The organism is Variovorax trehalosi (genome assembly GCF_051216415.1).
Classification (GTDB): Bacteria; Pseudomonadota; Gammaproteobacteria; order Burkholderiales; family Burkholderiaceae_C; genus Variovorax.
Genome location: NZ_JBPJZG010000001.1, coordinates 800,435 through 821,804, shown reverse-complemented (window position 1 = coordinate 821,804; position 21,370 = coordinate 800,435). Strand labels below are relative to the sequence as shown.

Here is a 21,370-nt window from a genome sequence, read left to right as displayed (position 1 = left end):
GCCGTCCCGCGTCCTGCCCGCAGACTCGCGATCCAGACAACGGTGGGACAAGGCACAGGGAGCGCTTCTTGCTGTACCTGCCCATGCCACCGCCGCCGCGAGAACCCGCCATGACATCCGTCTCCGGACAGAAGATCTTTCGCATCCGCCGCGACTACAACGCCTGGGTCGCGAACGAGACGCTGGAGGACTACGCGCTGCGCTACACGCCGCGCAGCTTTCGCAAATGGTCGGAGTTCCGCGTGGCCAACGCGGCGTTCGGCGCCACCTCGTTCCTGGCGCTGGAGGCTATCGGCGGGGCCATCGCGCTGAGCTACGGTTTCTCGAACGCGCTGTGGGCCATCCTGGTGGTGGGGCTCATCACCTTTCTCACGGGCCTGCCGATCTCGTACTACGCGGCACGGCACGGCGTGGACATGGACCTGCTCACCCGCGGCGCGGGCTTCGGCTACCTGGGCTCCACGCTCACCTCGCTCATCTACGCGAGCTTTACCTTCATCTTCTTCGCGCTGGAGGCGGCCATCCTCGCGCTGGCGCTGCAGATGTACCTGGACTGGCCGCTGTGGCTGCTGTACCTGGTGTCGTCCATCGTGATCATTCCGCTGGTGGCGCGCGGCATCACGCTCATCTCGGGGCTGCAGCTGTGGACGCAGCCGATCTGGATCGTGCTGTTCGTCTGCCCCTTCATCGCGGTGATGGTGAAGAAGCCCGAGCTGTATGCCGACTTCACCGGCCTGGTGGGCCGCACCTCCGACAGCAGCGGCTTCGATCCGCTGATGTTCGGCGCGGCCGCCACCGTGGCCTTCTCGCTCGTGGTGCAGATCGGCGAGCAAGTCGACTACCTGCGCTTCCTGCCCGAGAAGACCGCCGCCAACCGCGGTCGCTGGTGGACCGCGGTGCTCGTCGCGGGCCCGGGCTGGATCGTGCCGGGCATGCTCAAGATGATGGGCGGTGCATTCCTCGCGTTCCTCGCGCTGCAGCACGAGATACCTGCCGCGCATGCGATCGAGCCGACGCAGATGTACCTCACGGGCTTTTCGTATGTGCTGCGCGATCCAGCGTGGATTCTCGGCGTGACGGTGCTCTTCGTGGTCGTCTCGCAGATGAAGATCAACCTCACGAACGCCTATGCGGGATCGCTCGCGTGGTCGAACTTCTTCGCGCGGCTCACGCACAGCCACCCGGGGCGCGTGGTATGGCTGGTGTTCAACGTGGCCATCGCGATCCTGCTGATGGCGCTCGGCGTGTTCGCCGCGCTGGAGCATGTGCTGGGCTTCTACAGCAACATCGCCATCGCCTGGGTCGGCGCGCTGGTGGCCGACCTGGTCATCAACAAGCCGCTGGGCTGGAGCCCGAAGACCATCGAGTTCAAGCGGGCGCACCTGTACGACATCAACCCCGTGGGCCTCGTCGCGATGCTGGTGGCCGCGGCGCTCGCGATGCTCGCGTACTCCGGTGCACTGGGCCAATGGGCGAAGGCTTTCTCGCCGTTCATCGCACTGGCGACCGCGATGGTTGTTTCTCCGCTGCTCGCGTGGAAGACGCGTGGCCGCTACTACCTCGCGCGCACCGACATCGACCGCTGGGCACCCGGCCAGAGCGTGAAGTGCTCGGTGTGCGACAACAGCTTCGAGTCGGAAGACATGGCGCACTGCCCCGCCTACAGCGCGCCGATCTGCTCGCTGTGCTGCACGCTCGAATCGCGCTGCCACGACCGCTGCAAGACCGACTCGCGCGCCGCCGAGCAGATGAGCGGCTGGCTACAGGCGCTGCTGCCGCCGGCGCTGTCCGCCCGACTCAACTTCCGCGTGGCGCATTACCTGCTCGTGGCGACCTCGCTGATCGCGCTGCTGGCCACGGTGGTCGGCGTGGTCTATGCGCAGGAGGCCATCGCGGGCACCAGCGACCCGACCCTGGCCACGGCCTTCCTGAAAGTATTCGCGCTGCTCTCGGTGGTGGCCGCGGTGGCCGCATGGTGGGTGGTACTGGGCAGCGAGAGCCGGCAGATGGCGCAGGAAGAATCGAACCGCCACAACAACCTGCTCGCACTCGAGATCGAAGCCCATCGCCGCACCGACGCCGCATTGCAGACCGCCAAGGAAGCCGCCGAGGCCGCCAACCAGGCCAAGACGCGCTACGTCGCAGGCATGACGCACGAGCTGCGCACGCCGCTCAACAGCATCCTGGGCTACTCGCAGATCCTGCTGAAGGGCGATGCCATCGCGCCGCCGCGCGAGGCCGTGCAGACCATCCACCGCAGCGGCGAACACATGCTCGGCCTCATCGACGGGCTGCTCGACCTGGCGCGCATCGAGGCCGGCCGCCTGCAGCTGGAGCCGGCGCCGCTCGCGCTGCCGGCCTTTCTCGACCAGCTCGTGCACATGGTTCGACCGCAGGCGGAGAGCAAGGGCCTGGCTTTCGTCTACACGCACGCGGGGCAGTTGCCGGCCTGGGTGCATGCCGATGCCAAGTGGCTGCGGCAGATCCTCATCAACCTGCTGACGAACGCGGTGCGCTTCACCGACAGCGGCACCGTCACGCTGCATGTCGATGCGCGGCGCGAGGTGCTGCGCTTCGACGTGGTCGACACCGGCATCGGCGTCGCGCCGCAGGACCACCTGCGCATCTTCGAGCCCTTCGAGCGCGGAGCCGCGGGGCGCCGCCGCGGCGAGCCGGGCACGGGGCTGGGCCTCACGATCACCGCGCTGCTGACTTCGCTGATGGGCGGCGAGCTTGTCCTGGCGCAGACCTCCCCCGCAGGCAGCACGTTCAGCGTGCGCGTGTACTTGCGCGAGGTGGCCGACCCCGGTCCGCAAGCCAAGGGCGATGCCTTGCGGCAGCCGGTGACGGGCTACATCGGCGCGCGCCGCACGCTGCTCGTGGTGGACGACCAGCCCGTGCAGCGCCAGATGCTCGCCGGCATGCTGATGCCGCTGGGCTTCGAGATCCGCGAGGCCGCGAGCGGCACCGAGTGCCTGGACAGCCTGCGCGAAGAACTGCCCTCGGCCATCCTGCTCGACCTCACGATGGATGACATGGACGGCTGGCAGACCGCCACCTCGGTGCGCGCCTCGGGCTTCAGCGACATCCCGATCATCATCGTCTCGGCCAACATGTTCGAGAACCAGACCGAGCGCCTGCACGCCGCGGGCTGCCAGGCCTTCGTCGGCAAGCCGGTGATCGAGTCGGTGCTCATCGCCACGCTGGAGCGGCACCTGGGCCTCGAATGGCTGTCGGCCAGCGACGCGATGCCTCCCGCGAGCGATGAAGAAAGTGCTGTGCGCCCGCCGCAGCTCGTGCTTTCGGAGGACGACCGCGCCGAGCTGATGCGCCTCGTGCAGATGGGCCATGTGCGTGGCCTGCAGACGGCGCTCGACCGGCTCGCCGCCGCGTCGCCCGCGGCGGCTGCCACCTGCACGTGGCTGCGCGGCATGGTCACCCGCTTCGAACTCGACAACCTCCGCAACGCACTGGCAGAAGATGCAGACACTCCCCTCGCCCAGCCATGAATCCGAGCGCCCCGTGGTACTGGTGGTGGACGACGCCCCCAGCAGCCTGGGCATGCTGTGCGACACGCTGGAGGCCAGCGGCTACACCGTGCTGGTCGCAGCCGACGGCGAGGCCGCGCTGCAACGGCTCGAACTGGTGGTGCCCGATGCAATATTGCTCGACGGCCTGATGCCGGGCCTCTCCGGTTTCGAGACCTGCCGGCGCATCAAGGCCAACGCGGCGCTCGCGCACATCCCGGTGCTGTTCATGACGGGACTGTCGGAAACCGCGCATGTGGTCGAAGGCTTCGAGTGCGGCGGCGTCGACTACGTGGTCAAACCCATCCGTGCGCAGGAGGTGCTGGCCCGGCTGCACACGCACACGCGCAATGCCCGCATCACCCGCATGGCGCGCGATGCGGTCGACGTGGCCGGCATGGGCGTGGTGTTCGTGGACACGCGCGGGCGCATCGCGTGGCGCTCGCCGCAGGCGGCGCTGTGGCTGCATGCGCTCGAAGACCCGGTGTCGCCGGGACTGCTGCCGCAGTCGCTCGAGGCGGCGCTCTTGCCGGGTGCGGCGATCGTCATCGGCACGGCGACGGGCATGCGCCTGTCGGTGCGCAACCTGGGCGCGGCGGCGCTCGGCGAAACGATGCTGCTGTTCGCGATGCAGCGCGATGGTGCTGCAGGCGCTTCGTCGGCGCGGCTGGCCGAAGCGGCCCTCACGCCGCGCGAGACCGAGGTGCTGTCGTGGCTCGCCAAGGGCAAGACGAACCGTGACATCGGAGAGATCCTGGGCACCAGCCCGCGCACGGTGAACAAGCACCTGGAGCACATCTTCGAGAAGCTGGGGGTGGAGACGCGCGCGGCGGCCGCGGCGCTGGCGAGCGGGCAGCTGGCCTGACCGGACAGCGCCTGCCTGAGCAGAGACCGTATCGATACACTGTTGCGGTTTCCATGTTCAGGGAGTCAAAAAAATGTCCGTTGCCCGCAGGCGCCTGTTGCGCCTGGCCGCACTCTGTCTCGCCGGTTCCGGCATCGTCCTTGCGGCCGAGCCGCCAGATTCACCGCCACAGCCATCCGCACCCATTCCCCTGCAGGCCTTCGCGGAACTGCCCGCCATCGAGATGCTGCGCATGTCTCCTGACGGACGTGGCGCCGCCATGGTCCAGAACGTCGACGGCAAGAGCTACGTGGTGGTGAGCGGTTTCGGCAACAAGCCGAAGATCGTCCTGCACACCGACAACGACAAATACATCGTCTCGTCGCTTCGCTGGGCCGGCAACAAGCGCCTGTTGATCGGCGCCTTCTTTCCGGACCACCGGCGCGGCGTGGCGACGGGCGAGACCCGGCTGATCGCGATCGACCCCGACGGCAGCAACCTGAAGGCGGACCTCACGAGTGCGCTGCAGAACGGCGCCTTCTTCGAACGGCAGCCGCACATGCCGCAGTACCAGGACCGCATCGTCGGCGCCTTGCGCGACGAGCCGGAAACCGTGCTGATCGCCTACGACGCCCAGTCGCCCGGACAGCCCGATGTCTATCGCCTCGACGCACGCACCGGGCGATCGCGCCTGCTGCAACGCAATCTCGGTGGCATCCGCCACTGGATGACCGACACCCAGGGCGTGGTGCGGCTGGGCAGCGGCTCGACGCGCACCACCATGCGCGTGATGGTCAAGCCGCCGGAATCGCAAGGGCGCTCCTCCGAATGGGCGACCCTTGCCAAGTACGACGGCACCGACCCAGTGGAAGCCCGCCGGCAGGCCCTCACGCCGCTGGGCTTCGACGCCGACCCTCGCTTTCTCTACGCCCTCGCCCCCATCGACGGCCGCGACGCGCTGGTGCGCATCGACCTGCAGGACCCTTCATTCCCGCGCGAAACGCTGCTGGCCGATGCCCGCTTCGATGTTCGCGGCGCGCTGCTCCGGGACCCGGCGACGCGGCGCGTCGTCGGCATCCGATACAGCACCGATGTGTCCCGGGTGCTGTACTGGGACGACGCGGCCCGGCAGCGGCAGGAAACGCTGGACCGCGCGCTGCCCAGGCGCGCCAACCGCATCGTGAGCAACGACGAAACGGGGCAGAGCAGCATCGTCCTGTCGGTCCATGGTTCGCGGCCGCCGAAGTACTTCACGATGGATTGGCCGAGCGGCAAGCTCGGGCTCATCAGCGACACGCACCCTGCCCTGGAAAAGCAGCCGCTGGCCACGCCGAAGCGCGTGGCGCTGCGCAGCCGCGACGGCCTGCAGCTGGAGGGCTACCTGACCCTGCCGCCTGTACGTGAAGCCGACACGGCGGGCGCTCCGTCAGCACGCCGCTTGCCCACCATCATGCTGCCGCATGGCGGCCCGGCATCGCTGGACACCGGCAGCTACGACTACTGGGCACAGTTCCTCGCCAGCCGCGGCTGGGCCGTGATGCAGATCAACTTCCGCGGATCGATCGGCTACGGCCAGGACTTCCGCGAAGCCGGCCGCCGCCGCTGGGGCCTGGAGATGCAGGACGATCTTGCCGACGGCCTGGGCTGGCTGGTCGAGCAAGGCATTGCCAACCCCAAGCGGGCCTGCATCGTGGGCGCGAGCTACGGCGGCTACGCGGCGCTGATGGGCGCGGTGAAAGACCCCACGCTCTATCGCTGCGCCATCAGCATCGCCGGCGTCTCGGACCTGCGCGACCTGCTCAGCCACTCGCAGAACTACATGGGCTATGAGCTCGGCGCCGAAGCGAAAATCGGCACTTGGTGGGGCGATCGCGAAAAGCTGCGCCAGACCTCGCCCGCCCTGCGCGCCGCAGAAATCCGCGTACCGGTGCTGCTGATCCACGGCGCCAACGACCTCATCGTGCCGGTCGAGCAATCGCGCGACATGGCCGAGGCGTTGAAGAAAGCGGGCCGCACCGACGCGCGCTACGTCGAACTGCCGCTCGGCGACCACAACCTGAGCCGCGAGCAAGACCGGGTGCGGGTGCTGACCGAGATGGAGCAGTTCCTGCGGAAGAACCTGGAATAGGCGAGGACCCGCCCTCGCCGCATCCTCAGACGGCGAACAGCGAATCCAGGTTCGCAAACGACTTCATCTCGATCGCATTGCCCGAGGGGTCGAGAAAGAACATCGTCGCCTGTTCGCCCGGTTCGCCCTTGAAGCGGATGTAGGGCTCGATCACGAACTTCGTGCCGCGGGCGACGAGCTTGTCGGCCATGGCCTGCCATTGGTCCATCGGAAGGATCGCGCCGAAGTGGCGCACGGGCACGTCGTGGCCGTCGACGGCGCTCAGGGCCTTGTGGCCGCATTCGTCGGGCGCGAGGTGGGCCACGATCTGGTGGCCGTAGAAATCGAAATCGACCCACTGGGGCGCGCTGCGCCCTTCCGGACATCCAAGCAACTCGCCGTAGAACGCGCGGGCTTCGGCGATGTCGCGAACGGGAAAGGCCAGGTGAAAAGGGATGCGTGTGTTGTGGGTGCTCATGGGATTCGTCGCATTGAGGGGATCGGAATGCCGAGACTTTAGGCAACGAGCCTCACAACCGAAAGCGATATATTTCCTCGCTGAGTCCCAATAATTTCGATGATTCAACCATGATCAACGAACTCCAGACCTTCATCACCGTCTGCCGCCACGGCACCTTTGCCGCGGCGGGCGAGCGCATCGGCCTCACGCAATCGGCGGTCAGCAGCCAGATCAAGCGGCTGGAGGACAACCTGGGCTTCGCGCTCTTCGACAGGACGGGGCGCTCCGCCACCTTGAATGCCGCAGGAGAGACCACGCTGGCGCGCGCCGAGGAGATCTGTGCCCTCTACGCGAAGCTGGGCGACCTGCCTGACGACGCCGCGAACCGCGGGCTGCTGCGCATCGGCGCCATCGCCTCGGCACAGCCGACGCTGGTTGCGCGGGCACTCGCCCGGTTGCGGCAGAGCTTGCCGTTGCTGCGCGTGCATGTCTCGCCCGGCGTGTCGATGCGGCTGATGGACGACCTGGATGCAGGCAGCATCGATGCGGCAGTGATCATCCGGCCGCCCTTCGGCCTTCTTCCCGATCTGGCGTGGCAGCCGCTGGTGCAGGAGCCCTACGTGCTGATCGCGCCGGCAGACACGCCCGCAAAGAAGGACTGGCGCACCCTGCTGCAGGAACAGCCGTTCCTGCGCTACGACCGCGCCTCGTTCGGCGGGCGGATGGTCGAGCGCTTCCTCCGGCGCGAAGGGCTGCAGGTGAACGACTCCGTCGAGGTGGACGAGATTCCCGCCCTCATCCACCTGGCTGCGAAGGGATTGGGCGTCGGCCTCGTCCCGCTGGTCGAAGCGCATCTTCCGCTGCCACCCGGCGTTCGCGCGCTGCCGCTCGGCGAGCACACATTCCATCGCGAAGTCGGCCTGCTCCAGCGCAAGCCGCGCGCCGGTTCGCCGGTGGTCGCGCAGCTTGCGCAGTGCCTGCAGGAAGCAGTCCGCCCCGTAGTAACCCCTAAGCCCCTGAAGGCTGATTGACAGCCTCGGCCTCTACGATGGCAACGGCAGGCAGCGTCCACGCTGCCGCCCTCTTCCTCCAGGAGACACCATCGTGAAGCCTCTTTCCTTTCTCACCCGCCGCGCCGCACTCCCGCTCGTCGCGGCCCTCGCGCTCGCCGGTTGCGGCAGTCTCGGCAACAAGCCGGCCACCGACGACATCCACGTCATGACCTCGGGCGGCTTCACCGCCGCGTACAACGACCTTCGCCCCGATTTCGAACGCAGCAGCGGCCGCTCGGTGAAGACGGCCTATGGCGCCTCGATGGGCAACGCGCAGGACTCGATCCCGAGCCGCCTCGCCCGCAACGAGCCCGCCGACGTGGTGATCCTCGCGCGCCCGGCGCTCGACGACCTCGTCGCCAAGGGCAAGGTGGTGCCGGGCAGTCAGGTCGACCTCGTGCGCTCGGCCATCGGCTTCGCGGTGCGCAAGGGCGCGCCCAAGCCGGACATCAGCACCGTCGATGCGCTCAAGCGCACGCTGATCGCGGCGCCGTCGATTGCCTACTCGGCCAGCGCAAGCGGCACCTATTACGAGACCGAGCTACTCAAGAAGCTAGGCATCGAGGCGCAGGTCAAGCCCAAGAGCAAGCGCATCCTGAGCGAGCGCGTCGGCACCGTCGTCGCGCGTGGCGACGCGGCGCTCGGCCTGCAGCAGGTGAGCGAGCTGCTGCCCATCGCGGGCATCGACTACATCGGCCCGCTGCCCGCCGAGGTACAGCAGAACACGGTGTTCTCGGCCGGCATCGCCACCGCGTCGAAACAGCCCGATGCGGCGCGGCAGCTGATCCGCTATCTCAACTCGCCGGCGGCCGCGCCCACCATCGCGAAGACCGGGCTGGAGCCGCTCACGGCGCGTTGACCCTGCCGCCGGCGGCCCGCGCTAGCGCGACTCGATCAGCGTCTTCACCCGCCGCGCGAGCACATCCATCTCGAACGGCTTGGTCATCACATGCATGCCGCGGTCGAGATGGCCGTGGCTCAGCACCGCGTTCTCCGCATAACCGGTGATGAACAGCACCTTGAGCCCCGGCCGCGCGGTGCGCGCCGCATCGGCCACCTGCCGGCCGTTCATGCCGCCGGGCAGGCCCACGTCGCTCACCAGCAGGTCGATGCGCTGGCGCGGTGACTGCAGGATGCGCAGCGCGCCCGCGCCGTCGGCCGCCTCCAGCGTGGCATAGCCCAGCCCGCGCATCACCTCCACGATGATCATGCGCAGCGCGGGCTCGTCGTCCACCACAAGCACCGTGTCGCCCTGGTCGGCGCGCGGCGCGAGCGTGGCCTCCACCGGTTCGCTCGCTGCTTCCTCCTGCTCGTCGTGGCGCGGCAGGTAGAGACTGACCGAGGTGCCCTTGCCCGGCTCCGAATAGATGCGCACCTGCCCGCCCGACTGCTTGGCGAAGCCGTAGATCATCGAAAGGCCCAGGCCCGTGCCCATGCCGATCGGCTTGGTCGTGAAGAAGGGATCGAAGGCCCGCGCCACCACCTCGGGCGTCATGCCCACGCCGTTGTCGCTCACGGTGAGCGACACGTACTGGCCGGTGGGCATGTCGCGCTCCTGCGCGGTGCGCACGTCGACCCAGCGGTTGGCGGTCTCGATCACCAGCTTGCCGCCCTCGGGCATGGCGTCGCGCGCGTTGATGCACAGGTTGAGCAGCGCGTTCTCGAGTTGGCTCGGATCGGCATGCACGTTCCACAGGCCCACCGCCGCGACCACCTCGAGCGAGATCTGCGGCCCGAGCGTGCGGCGCAACAACTCTTCCATGTCGGAGACCAGCCGGTTGGCATTGAGTGGCTTGGGCTCCAGCGTCTGGCGCCGTGAGAACGCGAGCAGCCGGTGCGTGAGCGCGGCCGCGCGCTTGACCGCGCCCTGCGCCACGCCGATGTAGCGCTCCATCTCGGCAGGCTTGCCATCGAGCCCGCGCCGGCGCATCAGCTCGAGGCTGCCGCTGATGGCCGCCAGGAGGTTGTTGAAGTCGTGCGCGAGCCCGCCCGTGAGCTGGCCCACCGCCTCCAGCTTCTGGCTCTGGCGCAGTTGCTCGCGCGCGGCCTCCAGTTCGGCGGCGCGCTCCTCGACCTGGCGCTCCAGCGATTCGGCAAAGGCCTGCAGTTCGATCTGCGCCTCGCGCCGCGCGATGGCCGAGCGCACGCGGTGGCCGGTCTCGCGCACGAAGTCGAGCTCGTCGCGCGTCCATTCGCGCTCCTGCCCGTGATTCAGGTAGAGCAGCCCGACCAGTCCGCCGCGCTCGGTGATCGGCATGTTGACCACCGCGCGCGCGGTGATCGCCTCCAGTGCGTTGGCGGTGTCGCGGGTGCGCGGATCGATCCGGGCATCGGCGAAGGCCACCGTCACCCCGCGCTGCAGATCTTCGATGTAGGAGCCGTAGTCGCGAAAGTGCAGCAGGCCCGCGAGGCTGGCCACGCCTGGCGCGGTCCAGTCACGGTCGATCGAGATCGTTTCGGCCGCCTTGTCCACCAGGCCGTAGCCCGCGCGATCCACGCCCAGCCGCTGGCCCAGCATGGCCGAGGCCACGTAGGCGATCTCGGCCGGATCGTCGATGTCGCGGATGCGGTCGCCCAGTTCCATCAGCGCGAGCCGGCGCGACTCCGCCTCGCGGAAGGTCTCGTTCGCCACCTGCAGCTGGAACTCCGCCACGCGCTTGGCGCGCCGGTCGGCGGCTTCCTTGAGGGCGCGCTCCAGCACCACCGGCAGGCGCGCGAGGCGCCCCTTGCTCACATAGTCGGTCGCGCCGCGCTTGAGCAGTTCGACCGCGTTGTCCTCGCCGATCACGCCCGACACGAAGACGAAGGGCGTCTCGGGCGTCACGCGCTGTGCGATCGCCAGCGCCTCCGCGCCGGAGAAGCCGGGCAGTTCGTAGTCCGACAGGATCAGCGCATGGCTGCGTTCGCCCAGCGCCGCGACGAAGCCACGCTCGTCGCGCACCACATGCGTCCGCGCCTGCGGCAGCGCCGCGGAGAGGGCCTCGCCCAGCAGTTCGACGTCGAAGCGCGAGTCCTCCAGGATCAGGACGTCTATCGGTCCGGGCACCACGGCGCCGGGGGCATCCGGGGCGTTCACCGCGTCCGCCATGCCCACATCGTCCGGCGCGCTCGCGACGCCTGGCCTATTCATGTCGGCGCGACGCCTTCAACGAACCGGGCGGCGGCTCGTTGAGCACCGCCCAGAAGACACCCAGCTCGGCGATGGCCGAGACGAACAGGTCGAACGCCACCGGCTTCACCACATAGGCGTTCACGCCCAGCTCGTAGCTGCGCAGCACGTCCGACTCTTCCTGTGAAGAGGTGAGCATCACCACCGGAATGCTGCGCAGCGCCGCGTCGGCGCGCACCGCCTGCAGCACCTCCAGGCCGGTCACCTTGGGCAGCTTCAGGTCCAGCAGGATCACGGCCGGGTTGCCCTCGGAACGTGCGGCGTGCTCGCCCTCGCGTCGCAGGTAGTCGAGCGCTTGCGCGCCGTCGCGCAGCACGACGACATCGTTCGCGAGCTGACTGCGCTCCAGCGCGATGAGGGTGAGCTCCAAGTCTCGCTTGTCGTCCTCGACGAGCAGGATCGGCTTAAGCATGTGTTTCTCCGTTGTCTGGCGGCGTGCCCACCGCATGGTCGTTGCCCGGTTCCCGGTTCGGCACGATGAAGCCGAAGGTCGCGCCCTCGCCCGTCGCGCCCTTTGCCCAGACCGTCCCGCCGTGGCGCTCGACGATCCGCTTCACGTTGGCCAGGCCGATGCCCGTGCCTTCGAATTCCTCGGCCTGGTGCAGCCGCTGGAACACGCCGAAAAGCTTGTCGACGTACTTCATCTGGAAGCCCACGCCGTTGTCCTCGACCTCCAGCCCGCTGCCCAGGTCGCTGAGGATCGCGCGCACCGCAATGCGCTGCGGATCGCGGGTGCGCGAATACTTCACCGCATTGGCCAGCAGGTTGCGAACGGCCACCTGCAGCAGCAGCGGATCGGCGTAGAGCGCGGGCAGTCCGGGGTCGACCTGCCATTCGATGCGGCGCGCCGGTTCCAGCCGCGCCAGTTCGCGCACCAGGCCTTCGACCAGCGATTCGGTGTCGACCATGCGCTGCTTCAGCGCGGCGCGGCCCATGCGCGAGAAATCGAGCAGCGCATCGACCATCTGTCCCGCGAAGGCGGCCGCGTCCTTGACGTGGCCGAGGTAGCGGTGCGCGCGTTCGCTGAGCTGCTTGCCCTCGGTCTGCGCGACGAGGTCGACGTAGCCGGCGATGTGCCGCATCGGTGCGCGCAGGTCGTGCGAGACGGTGTACGAGAAGGCTTCGAGCTCCTTGTTGACGCGGCCGAGCTCGGTGGCCACGGCCGCCAGTTCTTCCGCGCGGCGCAGCACCACGCCGATGAGCGCTTGGCGCAGTTCAACTGCCGCGCCCACTTCGGCCGGGGTCCAGGCCGCCGACCGGCCGCGCACCTCCTCGACCCAACTGGAGAAGCTGATGCGCGGGTGGACGCGGCCGCTGGCCGAGGCCTTCGGCTTCTGCGGATCGCCGGCCCACTGGATCGTCTGCACGAACTCGGGCCGGAACCACAGGATGAGGTGCCGGTGCACCTGCGAGATCGAGATCGCGAGCACGCCGGCCGCCACCTCGCGGAACTCGTTCGCCGGCGCGAAGTGCGCGGGCAGCTCGCTGCTCTCGTAGACCTCGGTGCCGAGCCCGGCGATCCAGCTCGCCAGCTCCTGTACATGCGCGCGCGCGGGCACGTCGCCCACGCTCCAGACCTCATCGTCCAGCACCACGGCCGCGCCGGTGGCGCGTGCCAGCCGCAGCATGAGGGACGACTCCGCCACCAGCCGCTGCAGCGTGGCGTCGCTGTCCGCGAGGTGCGAGACGATCTGCAGCGTGAGCTGGCGCAGCTCCAGCCGCTCGGCCACCGCGACGTTGCTCTCCTTCGACTGGATCTGCAGCGACAGCAGTTGCCCCAGGTGCTCGCACGCCAGGCGGGTGCCGGGGTCCAGAAAGCGCGGCTGGTGGTCGTGGCACGAGATCAGCCCCCACAAGCGCCCGTCGATCACGATCGACACCGACATGGACGCGAGCGTGCCCATGTTGCGCATGTACTCCAGGTGGATGGGCGACACGCTGCGCAACTGCGCCTGCGAGAGGTCGAGGTCGGCCGCGGTGAGCGCCGGGTCGGCGGCACGCAGCGGCACCGGCGTGTAGGTGGCGTCGGCGATCAGCCGGAAGTGGTTGACCAGGTACAGCGCGCGCGCCTGCTGCGGAATGTCGGAGGCCGGAAAGCGATGGCCGGTGTAGCTGTCGTAGCCGGGGTCCGCCTCCTCGGCCAGCACCTCGCCATGGCCAGCCGCATCGAAGCGGTAGATCAGGCAGCGCCCGAAGCCGGTCAGGCGCTTCATCTCGGCCGCGGTCAGCTGCGTGAGCTGCTCGAGCGTGCCCGCTTCCTGCAGCTTCGGCAGGAAGACACGCCCGAGCGAGTAGATCGGCGCCTCGTTGCCGGCGGCGGGCAGCGCGGCTTCGAACTCGGCGAACAGGTGGCGGTCGCTGCGGTGCGCGGCCACGTCGAGGGTCTCTCCCGCCACGCGCAGCGCGCCGAGCGACACGGGTGTCGCGCCCGGCTCGAGCGCGGGCAGCACCAGTCCGCGAAGGATCTGCTGCGCGGCATCGAGTTGGCCGTCGGGCCAGTTGTCGCTCCAGGCGACGAGGTCGAGGGAATCAGGTTCCAGCACCAGCATCCGGCCGTGCGGCTGGATCGATCCGGGAACGCGGATGGGCTCGAGGTCGCAGGACGACAGGTCGACCTCGGGCGGCCGCAAGGCGTGGGGGGTGGGGGCGGTCGCGTAAGGCTGGGGCACGTTCAATCGGCGCGTGCGGCGGCGCGCTGGGTCAGGGAAAGGAATCTGAAGAAACGGGTGGCGGGGATCATGCCTCGGCGTCCTCTGGGATCTCGTCGGTCGTTTCCTACAAGCCCTGCAGCCCGAAGCGGGGCATGAGACTGCGAAAGCCCGCGACCGCACCGCGGCGGGCCGCGTCGATGGCCAACGGGTCCGCCAGCGCGGCCCCGAGTTGGGCGACGAATTCCTTCCATTGCGCCGCGAGCCCGCCGGGCGCATCCACCGGCTGGAAGTACCGCAGCGGATGCGGCGCGAGGCGCGCACCGAGCCGCTTGTGCATCGCCATGCCGCCGAGCTGCGAACCTTCCAGCACATAGGCCAGGCCCCAGGCGAAGGCGGGATCGCGTACGGCTTCCTCGGCAAGCCGAGGGGTCGTGTCCAAAGCGCTCTCTTGCTCGCTGCTGTTCGATGCCCCGAGATCGTCAAGATCCAGCGCAAGCACAGCGAGCCGCCGGTCGGTGCGCCGGGCGATGCGTTCGAGGCCCGGCACGCCGGAGGCTGCGAGCGCGTCGCGCACCGCCTGCAACCAGGGCCGAAGGGCGCGCAGATGCCCCGCATAGTCGGCCAGCGACGCATCGTCCCGCGCAATCGGCAGCCGGCTGTCCAGCGCCTCATGCAGCGCCTGGGTGGCGGTGCGCAGCGGGTGAAGGACGTCGGCGATATCGGGCGGGTTGGTCGTCATGAAGCAGGCGAAACGGCAAATCGGGGGGAACCGAGGCGGATGCTCGATCCGGGGTAGACCGAGCCTACGCAAACGCCGCGCGGCGTTGGTGGGCGCGCTTCCCTTTCTCCAGTAGGAAATCCGGCCGGCCCCCACGTAAACTGGCCGCCGCCTCTGCATCGCCCTCCTCCTTTTTCCTCCGACTTCTCCTGGAAGAACGTACGCCATGACTCAGCCCCAGCCTTCCCCCGCCCTCGCCTCCGCCTTTGCGCCCGGTGGCACGCTGCGCGCCTCGATCAACCTCGGCAACCCGATCCTCGCCAACAAGGACGCCGCAAGCGGCGAGCCGGTGGGCGTGTCGATCGATCTCGCGCGCGAGTTCGCGCGGCGCCTTGGCGTGGGCATCGAGCTCGTCGTGTTCGAGAAGGCCGCGGCCTCGGTCGATGCTGTGAAGAACGAGAAGGCCGACATCGGCTTCTTCGCCATCGACCCCGCGCGCAGCGAAGGCCTTCGCTTCACCGCGCCCTACGTGCTGATCGAGGGCAGCTACCTCGTGCCCGACTCGTCGGCGCTCGCCGACAACGCGCAGGTCGATGCGCAAGGCCATCGCATCTCGGTCGGATCGGGCAGCGCCTACGACCTGTTCCTCACGCGCGAGATCAAGCACGCAGAGATCGTTCGACTGCAAGGCGCCGGCCCCGCGCTGGCCGCCGTGCGATCGGGCGAGGTCGAAGTGGCGGCCGGCATTCGCCAGCTGCTCGAAGGCGAGGCGCAGCGCGCCCCGGGCGTGCGCGTGCTGCCGGGCCGCTTCATGGTGATCCAGCAGGCCATGGGCACACCGGCCAGCCGCGGCGAAGAAGCACAGGCGCTGCTCGCCGCCTTCGTCGAAGAGATGAAGGCGAGCGGCTTCGTCGCCGATGCGCTGAAACGCCACCGCATCGAAGGCGCGATCGTCGCGCCTTAGGCGATCAGAGCTTGAAGGCTTCCACCGGCCCCTGCGAATAGAACAGGAAGTAGCCGGTCTCCGTCTTGAAGCTGTTCTTCTGCCACCCCGGCGGCACCTTGAAGATCGCCAGCTGGTCGCTCGAGACGCCGACGAACTTCGTGTTCTCGCTGTCGGTGGTGATCTTGGTCCAGCGCTCGCGCGTCACCGGCTGCATCTGCATCTTGGGTTCGCTCCACTCGGGCGTGCGTACCTTGTCTCGCATGATGTAGCGGTCGCCCTGGCGCTCGATCTTCACGACCTCCTTGAGCGCGCCGTTCTTCTTGATGGCATAGACGCCGACCAGCTCGGCCTCGGGTCCACCGCCTGCGCCACAGCCCGCCAGCAGCGAGACGCAAGCGCCCGCCACGATGTACTTGAGTAGATTTTTCATGATGGTCATGGTGTGAGGCGTGAGCCGCCGGACGCACCCGAAGGCGCGCCCGGCCGGCATCACGCACAGGTCACAAGGCTCAGCGCTTGTCGTTCTCGCGCAGCTTCAGGCTGCCCTGGAAGCGCAGTGCGTGCGGGTACTCTTCCTTCTCGCCCGCATCCACCGCCGCCATCTTCTGCTGGCTCAGCTGTGTCTTCGCGAGCAGCGGCGCCGGCAGGTTCAGCACGCCCTTGATCTGGTCGTACTGCGCCTGCGTGATGCGGCCCACCTCCTTCAGGCGGAACGCATCGCGCTCGATGTTCAGCAACAGGGGCTTGTTGGAGGCGAAGTTCTGCGCCTTGGCCAGCAGGTCGCTCCACGACTGCGCGCTGTAGTTGCTCACGTAGTAGTCCTGTCCGGTCGGCCCGGCCAGCACCGCCGTGCAACCCGGCAGCTCCAGCTGCACCGCGTTGTTCGACATCACGAAGGTCTTGCGTTGCTCCATCGCATTGCCATACGCCAGCGTGACGGGGATGGTCCACGTCGAGGCCGGGAACTGGTTCTGGTTCGGGAACGACTCCTGGCTGATGTTCACGTAGGTGCGGTCGCCGGCGCATTGCGCATCCACCGTCAGGAGCGGAATCCCCGTCTGGCGGATGAGGCTATCGCCGATGTCGCTCACCTTCTTGTCGGTGGCTTTCTCCAGCGAACTCCACAGCCGCGACGGCGTGACGTTGCCGTACGCATAGTCCTTCAGATAGATCTGCAGGCCCTTCTGCATCGCGTCTTCGCCGATGTAGTTCTGGATGGTCTCCAGCACATGGCTGCCCTTGTTGTAGACGAAGATCGACGGGCTGATGAAGCCGAACGAGCCCGCGTCGTTCAGGTTGCGCTGCACCGGAACCGCGGTGCTCTTCAGGTCGGCCACGATCACGTTGTGCTTGTCCAGCACGTAGTCCGAGAAGCTGTAGTACTCGGGGTGGAACTTGATGGTGGTGCGCCTTTCGAACCAGCGCGCGAACGATTCGTTGAGCCACACGTTGTCCCACCAGTCGAGCGTGACCAGGTCACCGAACCACTGGTGTGCGATCTCATGCGTCACCACCGTCACCGAATACAGCGTGGGCTTGTCGCCCGGCTTGGTCAGCACCGAGTCGGCGAACTCGAAGATCGAGCCCCAGTTCTCCATGCCGCCGAAGCCGGTGTTGGGCTTGTTGTCGTAGCTGTCGTTGGCCGCCACCGTGTCGAACTTCTTGAAGGGCAGCGGGATGCCGGTGTACTTGTAGTAGTAGTCCATCGACACCTTGGTCCACTCCATCGCGAACTTGGCCCAGTCCGAGCGGCCCGGTGGCGTGAACCAGCGCAGCGGCATGTCGCTGCCGTCGAGCGGGTTCTTGAAGGTGTCGGCCAGGATGTCGAACTTGCCGCCGCCGAAGAACGTGAGGTACATCGGCATCGAAGGCGTCTTCTCGAACGCCACGCGCTGGTAGCCGTCGGGCAGCTTGGTCGCCTCGGTCTGCGCACCGTTGGACACCGTCTTCCAGTCGCCCGGAACCTCGGCAGAGATCTCGAAGGTGTGGCGGAAAGCCGGCTCGTCCCAGCCCGGGAACCATTGCCGCGCGTAATTGGTTTCGCCCTGCGTCACGATGGCATCACTGCTCACACCTTCGGGCGTGGACAGGCCCACCTTGAAGATGCCGGTCGCAGCCGAACAGAACGGGTTGCGCGCCATCTCCGCGGGCGGGCAGTACTCCGCATCGGAGAACTGGATCTTGCCGTCCCACTCCATGTGCAGCAGGTACTTGCCCTTGGCGATCTGGCCGTCGTTCAAACGCAGCTGCACGAAGTCGCCGAGCGTCTGCGGCGTCGGGATCAGCGGGATCGCTTCACCCGGGTTCGACACCTTGCGCAGCGTGGTGCGGCCCTTGGCGAAGTTCAGGTTGTGTGCGGCGACCACGATCGCATCGACGGGCTTGAGCACCTCGATCTCCACATCGCCGCGGCCCACGAAAGTCTTGAGCGCTGCATCGGGACGGAACCACAGCTTGTAGTTGCTCGGCCAGACGGTGTCGGGCAGTTCCATCGGCTTGGCGGACCTGTCGACCGCAGCCACGGCCGCCGGTGCGGGCACGCCGTCATCGGGCGTCTTCGCCGTGTCTGTGTTTTCGGATGCAGGGCCGGAGGTGATCGGACCGGAAAGGCCGACACCACCGCCACCGCCGAACGAAGGGCCACTGTCTCCGCCGCCGCCGCAAGCCGTGATGACGGCAAGGGTCACTGCGGTGATGGCAAGATGATTCACGAGGGAGTAATTGAGTTTTTTCATGATCGCCTTTTGGTAAGGACATTGCGCTGTCCTTGCATGCATCGGCGGGTAGCCGGTGATGCGCGAACACGCGCGGTGATGGAAGAACAACTGACGCTGCGAACAGGCAACACCGCACCCTCCCGGCGAACCACACGTTCGTCAGGACAACACGGAACCACCGGAATTTTTCTTCGGCCGATGCGCCACGAACAAACGAATGAACGTGCGACACCAGGCCACGCTGCACGCTATGCAGGCGGCCCCAGGATGCGGGGGGTGATGGCTTCCATTCCCGTCGATGCGCGGGTGGATGGGATGCGGGAGATCGGGCCTTGAGGCGGGTGTGTGCCTAGCGCCCGCGCATCGGCGCCGGCCGTTCATGCGCAGCAGGAACGACACGCGCTGTGCTCGTCAGGATCAGAATTCTTGCGGCTCTTGTCGTTGATATCACGCGCATTCCCTCGTCCATTGAATGCGCTCAGTTGTAGCTGATCGAATGCGACATCTCAACGAATCGCGGAACTTTTCGCTCTCAAAATGTTCGCGTGCCATACGACGAATGGAGTCACCGCATTCAATGCATGTCGTGCGATACGAAGATGGTTTCGCAGATGCGGCACATGCGCTGCGTCATTACGAAAACTCGTAGTCATCGAGTGTGACGATGCAGCCACACTCCGCGACTCAAAGCGATACAGGCGCTACAAAACCCGCGAATGCGCGGCGCTCGAAACCACGCGCGTGCGTTCTCTCAACCACAGCACGAAACCGCAGCCGAACACCACGACCTGCGTGCCGATCAGCAGCGCGAAGCCCGCGAAGAAGCCCGATGCGGACGCGGCCGATGCAGCGGCCGCGCCCGATGCCGATGAGCTGTGCGACACCGCGCTGATCACGCCGCCCATCAACGCAGGCATGAAGCCGGCCACAAGACTCCCTGCCCCGTTGGTCACGCCGAACGCACTCGCCGTGTGCTCGGGCCGCGAGCAGTACTGGATCGTGCTCGGGATCGCGGGGCTCTGCAGTCCCCAGAAGAAGTTGGCCGCGACGAGACAGCACGCCGCCGCATACGGGTCGTGCGCGTTGATGGCCATGAGCACCGAGAGCGCCACGCCCACGCTCGCACCCATGAAGATGAAGGGCACGTGCTCGCGTTCGATCCTGTCGATGAGCACGCCGCTCACGAGCACGGCGAGCACTGTCGCGTACTGCGGCAGCGAAGCGAGCCAGCCCATCTCGCGCAGCGAGAAGCCGCGCGCCTCGTGCAGGTAGGTCGGCAGCCAGTTGCTGCTGCCCCAGAGGTAGGCGAGCGCCGCCGATGTGAGCAAGGTGATGAGGAACAGGTGCCGCGTCTGCAGCGCGCCCTTCACGATCGCGCCCACGCGCGCCATCGCTTCGCCGAGCGACGAAGGCCGAGCCGTGTCTTCCTTGCCGGGCGGCATGCGAACGAAAGCAAGCACCAGCGGAATGCCGAGCGCGATGTTCATGATGCCCAGCACATGGAACGAGGTGTCCCACTGGAACTGCGCGAGCAGGTAGCCCACCAGCGGATAACCGATGGCCAGGCCGAGGCCCGTGCCCATGTTCACGAGTGCATTGGGCTTGCCGTTCTCGTGGCTCTGGAAGTGCGCCTTGATGTACGACGAGGCCAGCGAGAACAGCGGCCCCTCCGACACGCCCAGCAGAATGCGCGAGGCCAGCAGCAGCCCGTAGCTGTTGAACATCGGCGACGCCCATGTCACCACGCCCCAGAGAATCAGCCCGTAGACCAGGCTGCGCCGCACACCGAAGAGCGCCGAGCAGAACGGCGTGAGCACGAAGGCCGACACGCCATAGCCGAGCATGAACGCCGTCGCCAGCAGGCCCTGGCTCACGCGGTCGCTCGCCGCGAGGCCCACGTGGTCCAGGAACGCCTTGTCGGTGATGAGCACCGCGATGTTGATGCGGTCCACATACGAGATCGCGACGATCACGAACAGCGTGATGACGCCGTACCAACGAAAGTGTTTGCTGTGCATGGGGTGCTTCTGCTGCTAAGGAGAGCTTGCGCCTAGAACATGTGGCGCATGCCGAACTCGGTGCCACTGGAGGCGCGGTTAGGCGCCGTGATCGCGCTCGAGAGCGCTTGCGCGGCACCGTTGCTGTTGCTGATGCGTGCGATGGTGGCGTACAGCGCGGTGCGCTTGGAGAGGTTGTGCACGTAGCCGATGGCCAGCTTCGACGAGGTGGGCTTCAGTGCTGCACCTGCAGGCTCGAGCCGATAGCGTGCATACGAGGCCTTGATCTCGCCCACGCCAATGGGCAACTGGAAGCCGATGAGTGCACCCTTGGCATCGGTCGTTCCCTTCGACTCGGTGTACAGCTCGCTCGTGAGCTTGAGGTTCATGAGCGACGGACCGAAGGTGTAGGCCGCGCCGAGGTTGGTCACGCGCAGGTCGCCGCTCGCATAGCGCGTGCGGCCGGTGGCAAGAGCGATGTTGAGGCCGCCGCTCTGGTAGCCGAAACGCAGGCCCGTGTGGTTGCCATCGCGCTTGTTCGACACCAGCGTGCCCGGCAACACCGAGTTCGAATCGTTCTCGCCCATCGCGTACATCACCTGCCCGTAGAAACCGCCGAGCGAGGCCGGCAGCAGGTAGCCGATGCTGTTCGATGCGCGCGTACCCGTCGGCGCGACCAGACCGCCGAGGCCCGAGAAATAGATCTGGTTGGCGCCGATGCCGCCGCCCGTTCCGAAGGGATCGAAGATGGCGGTGTTCCAGAACGCGGGCACGTAGTCGCGGCCCAGGCGCACCTCGCCGAAAGGGCCGGCGAGGCTCACCGTCGAGCGGCGGTTGAAGCTCAGCACGCCCGCGGTGCCGTTGCCGCTGGCCTGGTTGTTCGAATTCGACGGGAAACCCATCGCGCTGTCGTTCTGCAAACCCATCTCGAGCCAGAAGTTGGCCGAGTAGCCGCCGCCCAGGTCTTCGGTGCCGCGAAAGCCGAGGCGGCTGAACATGTTGCCGCTGTTGGACAGCTGCGTCTTGTGGGCCGATCCGTCGCCGCTGCCGCGTGTGTAGGTGACGGCTGCATCGACCACGCCGAAGAGAGTGAGGGAAGATTGGGCCAGCGCTCCGCCAGCCGTGCTGGCCGCAGCCAGCGCGATCAAGTAGTTTTTCAATGGATGTCTCGGTTGGTTTTTC

At 67.5% G+C, this 21,370-nt stretch carries 15 protein-coding genes; 6 read left to right on the top strand and 9 right to left on the bottom strand.

Annotated elements, in window-relative coordinates:
• Positions 1-110 precede the first annotated feature (110 nt).
• From ACSFA7_RS03840 to ACSFA7_RS03830, 3 genes are all read left to right on the top strand, one after another.
• The gene (locus tag ACSFA7_RS03840; protein ID WP_435498155.1) at positions 111-3,509 is read left to right on the top strand and encodes a hybrid sensor histidine kinase/response regulator; all 3,399 of its coding nucleotides are present in this window, start codon (positions 111-113) and stop codon (positions 3,507-3,509) included.
• Entirely contained in the window at positions 3,481-4,392 is a 912-nt protein-coding gene (locus ACSFA7_RS03835; protein ID WP_435498154.1) for a response regulator, read from the top strand. Before ACSFA7_RS03840 ends, ACSFA7_RS03835 begins: the two co-directional genes overlap by 29 nt.
• Positions 4,393-4,465: 73 nt before the next feature.
• Positions 4,466-6,499 carry an alpha/beta hydrolase family protein gene (locus ACSFA7_RS03830; protein WP_435498153.1) on the top strand — a complete coding sequence of 678 codons (2,034 nt, stop codon included), beginning with the start codon at positions 4,466-4,468 and terminating at the stop codon, positions 6,497-6,499.
• Between the two features lie 25 nt (positions 6,500-6,524).
• Here the strand turns inward: ACSFA7_RS03830 and ACSFA7_RS03825 are convergent, their stop codons facing one another.
• Entirely contained in the window at positions 6,525-6,956 is a 432-nt protein-coding gene (locus ACSFA7_RS03825; RefSeq protein WP_435498152.1) for a VOC family protein, read from the bottom strand.
• 110 nt (positions 6,957-7,066) lie between these two features.
• Between ACSFA7_RS03825 and ACSFA7_RS03820 the strand changes: the two genes are divergently transcribed.
• Positions 7,067-7,969, top strand: a complete 903-nt coding sequence (locus ACSFA7_RS03820) for a LysR family transcriptional regulator (RefSeq protein WP_435498151.1) — start codon at positions 7,067-7,069, stop codon at positions 7,967-7,969.
• A 73-nt stretch (positions 7,970-8,042) separates the two neighbouring features.
• Positions 8,043-8,849 (top strand): substrate-binding domain-containing protein, encoded by an 807-nt coding sequence (locus ACSFA7_RS03815; RefSeq protein WP_435498150.1) that lies wholly within the window; start codon positions 8,043-8,045, stop codon positions 8,847-8,849.
• Between the two features lie 21 nt (positions 8,850-8,870).
• Here the strand turns inward: ACSFA7_RS03815 and ACSFA7_RS03810 are convergent, their stop codons facing one another.
• The 4 genes from ACSFA7_RS03810 to ACSFA7_RS03795 form a co-directional block, all read right to left on the bottom strand.
• Positions 8,871-11,120, bottom strand: coding sequence for a response regulator (locus ACSFA7_RS03810; RefSeq protein ID WP_435498149.1), 2,250 nt, complete (start codon positions 11,118-11,120; stop codon positions 8,871-8,873).
• Positions 11,113-11,571 (bottom strand): response regulator, encoded by a 459-nt coding sequence (locus tag ACSFA7_RS03805; RefSeq protein WP_435498148.1) that lies wholly within the window; start codon positions 11,569-11,571, stop codon positions 11,113-11,115. The genes ACSFA7_RS03810 and ACSFA7_RS03805 overlap by 8 nt, the downstream gene beginning before the upstream one ends.
• Positions 11,564-13,828, bottom strand: coding sequence for an ATP-binding protein (locus ACSFA7_RS03800; RefSeq protein ID WP_435498147.1), 2,265 nt, complete (start codon positions 13,826-13,828; stop codon positions 11,564-11,566). The genes ACSFA7_RS03805 and ACSFA7_RS03800 overlap by 8 nt, the downstream gene beginning before the upstream one ends.
• A gap of 106 nt (positions 13,829-13,934) precedes the next feature.
• A complete protein-coding gene (locus tag ACSFA7_RS03795) occupies positions 13,935-14,549 on the bottom strand; it encodes a biliverdin-producing heme oxygenase (protein WP_435498146.1) in 615 nt (204 codons plus the stop codon).
• A gap of 205 nt (positions 14,550-14,754) precedes the next feature.
• Between ACSFA7_RS03795 and ACSFA7_RS03790 the strand changes: the two genes are divergently transcribed.
• Positions 14,755-15,492, top strand: a complete 738-nt coding sequence (locus tag ACSFA7_RS03790; protein WP_435498145.1) for a transporter substrate-binding domain-containing protein — start codon at positions 14,755-14,757, stop codon at positions 15,490-15,492.
• 4 nt (positions 15,493-15,496) lie between these two features.
• Here the strand turns inward: ACSFA7_RS03790 and ACSFA7_RS03785 are convergent, their stop codons facing one another.
• From ACSFA7_RS03785 to ACSFA7_RS03770, 4 genes are all read right to left on the bottom strand, one after another.
• Positions 15,497-15,913, bottom strand: coding sequence for a hypothetical protein (locus ACSFA7_RS03785; RefSeq protein ID WP_435498144.1), 417 nt, complete (start codon positions 15,911-15,913; stop codon positions 15,497-15,499).
• Positions 15,914-15,983: 70 nt separating this feature from the next.
• The gene (locus tag ACSFA7_RS03780; RefSeq protein WP_435498143.1) at positions 15,984-18,209 is read right to left on the bottom strand and encodes a M1 family metallopeptidase; all 2,226 of its coding nucleotides are present in this window, start codon (positions 18,207-18,209) and stop codon (positions 15,984-15,986) included.
• A 683-nt stretch (positions 18,210-18,892) separates the two neighbouring features.
• Entirely contained in the window at positions 18,893-20,209 is a 1,317-nt protein-coding gene (locus ACSFA7_RS03775; protein WP_435498142.1) for an MFS transporter, read from the bottom strand.
• 32 nt (positions 20,210-20,241) lie between these two features.
• Positions 20,242-21,348, bottom strand: coding sequence for a porin (locus ACSFA7_RS03770; protein ID WP_435498141.1), 1,107 nt, complete (start codon positions 21,346-21,348; stop codon positions 20,242-20,244).
• Between the last annotated feature and the right edge of the window lie 22 nt (positions 21,349-21,370).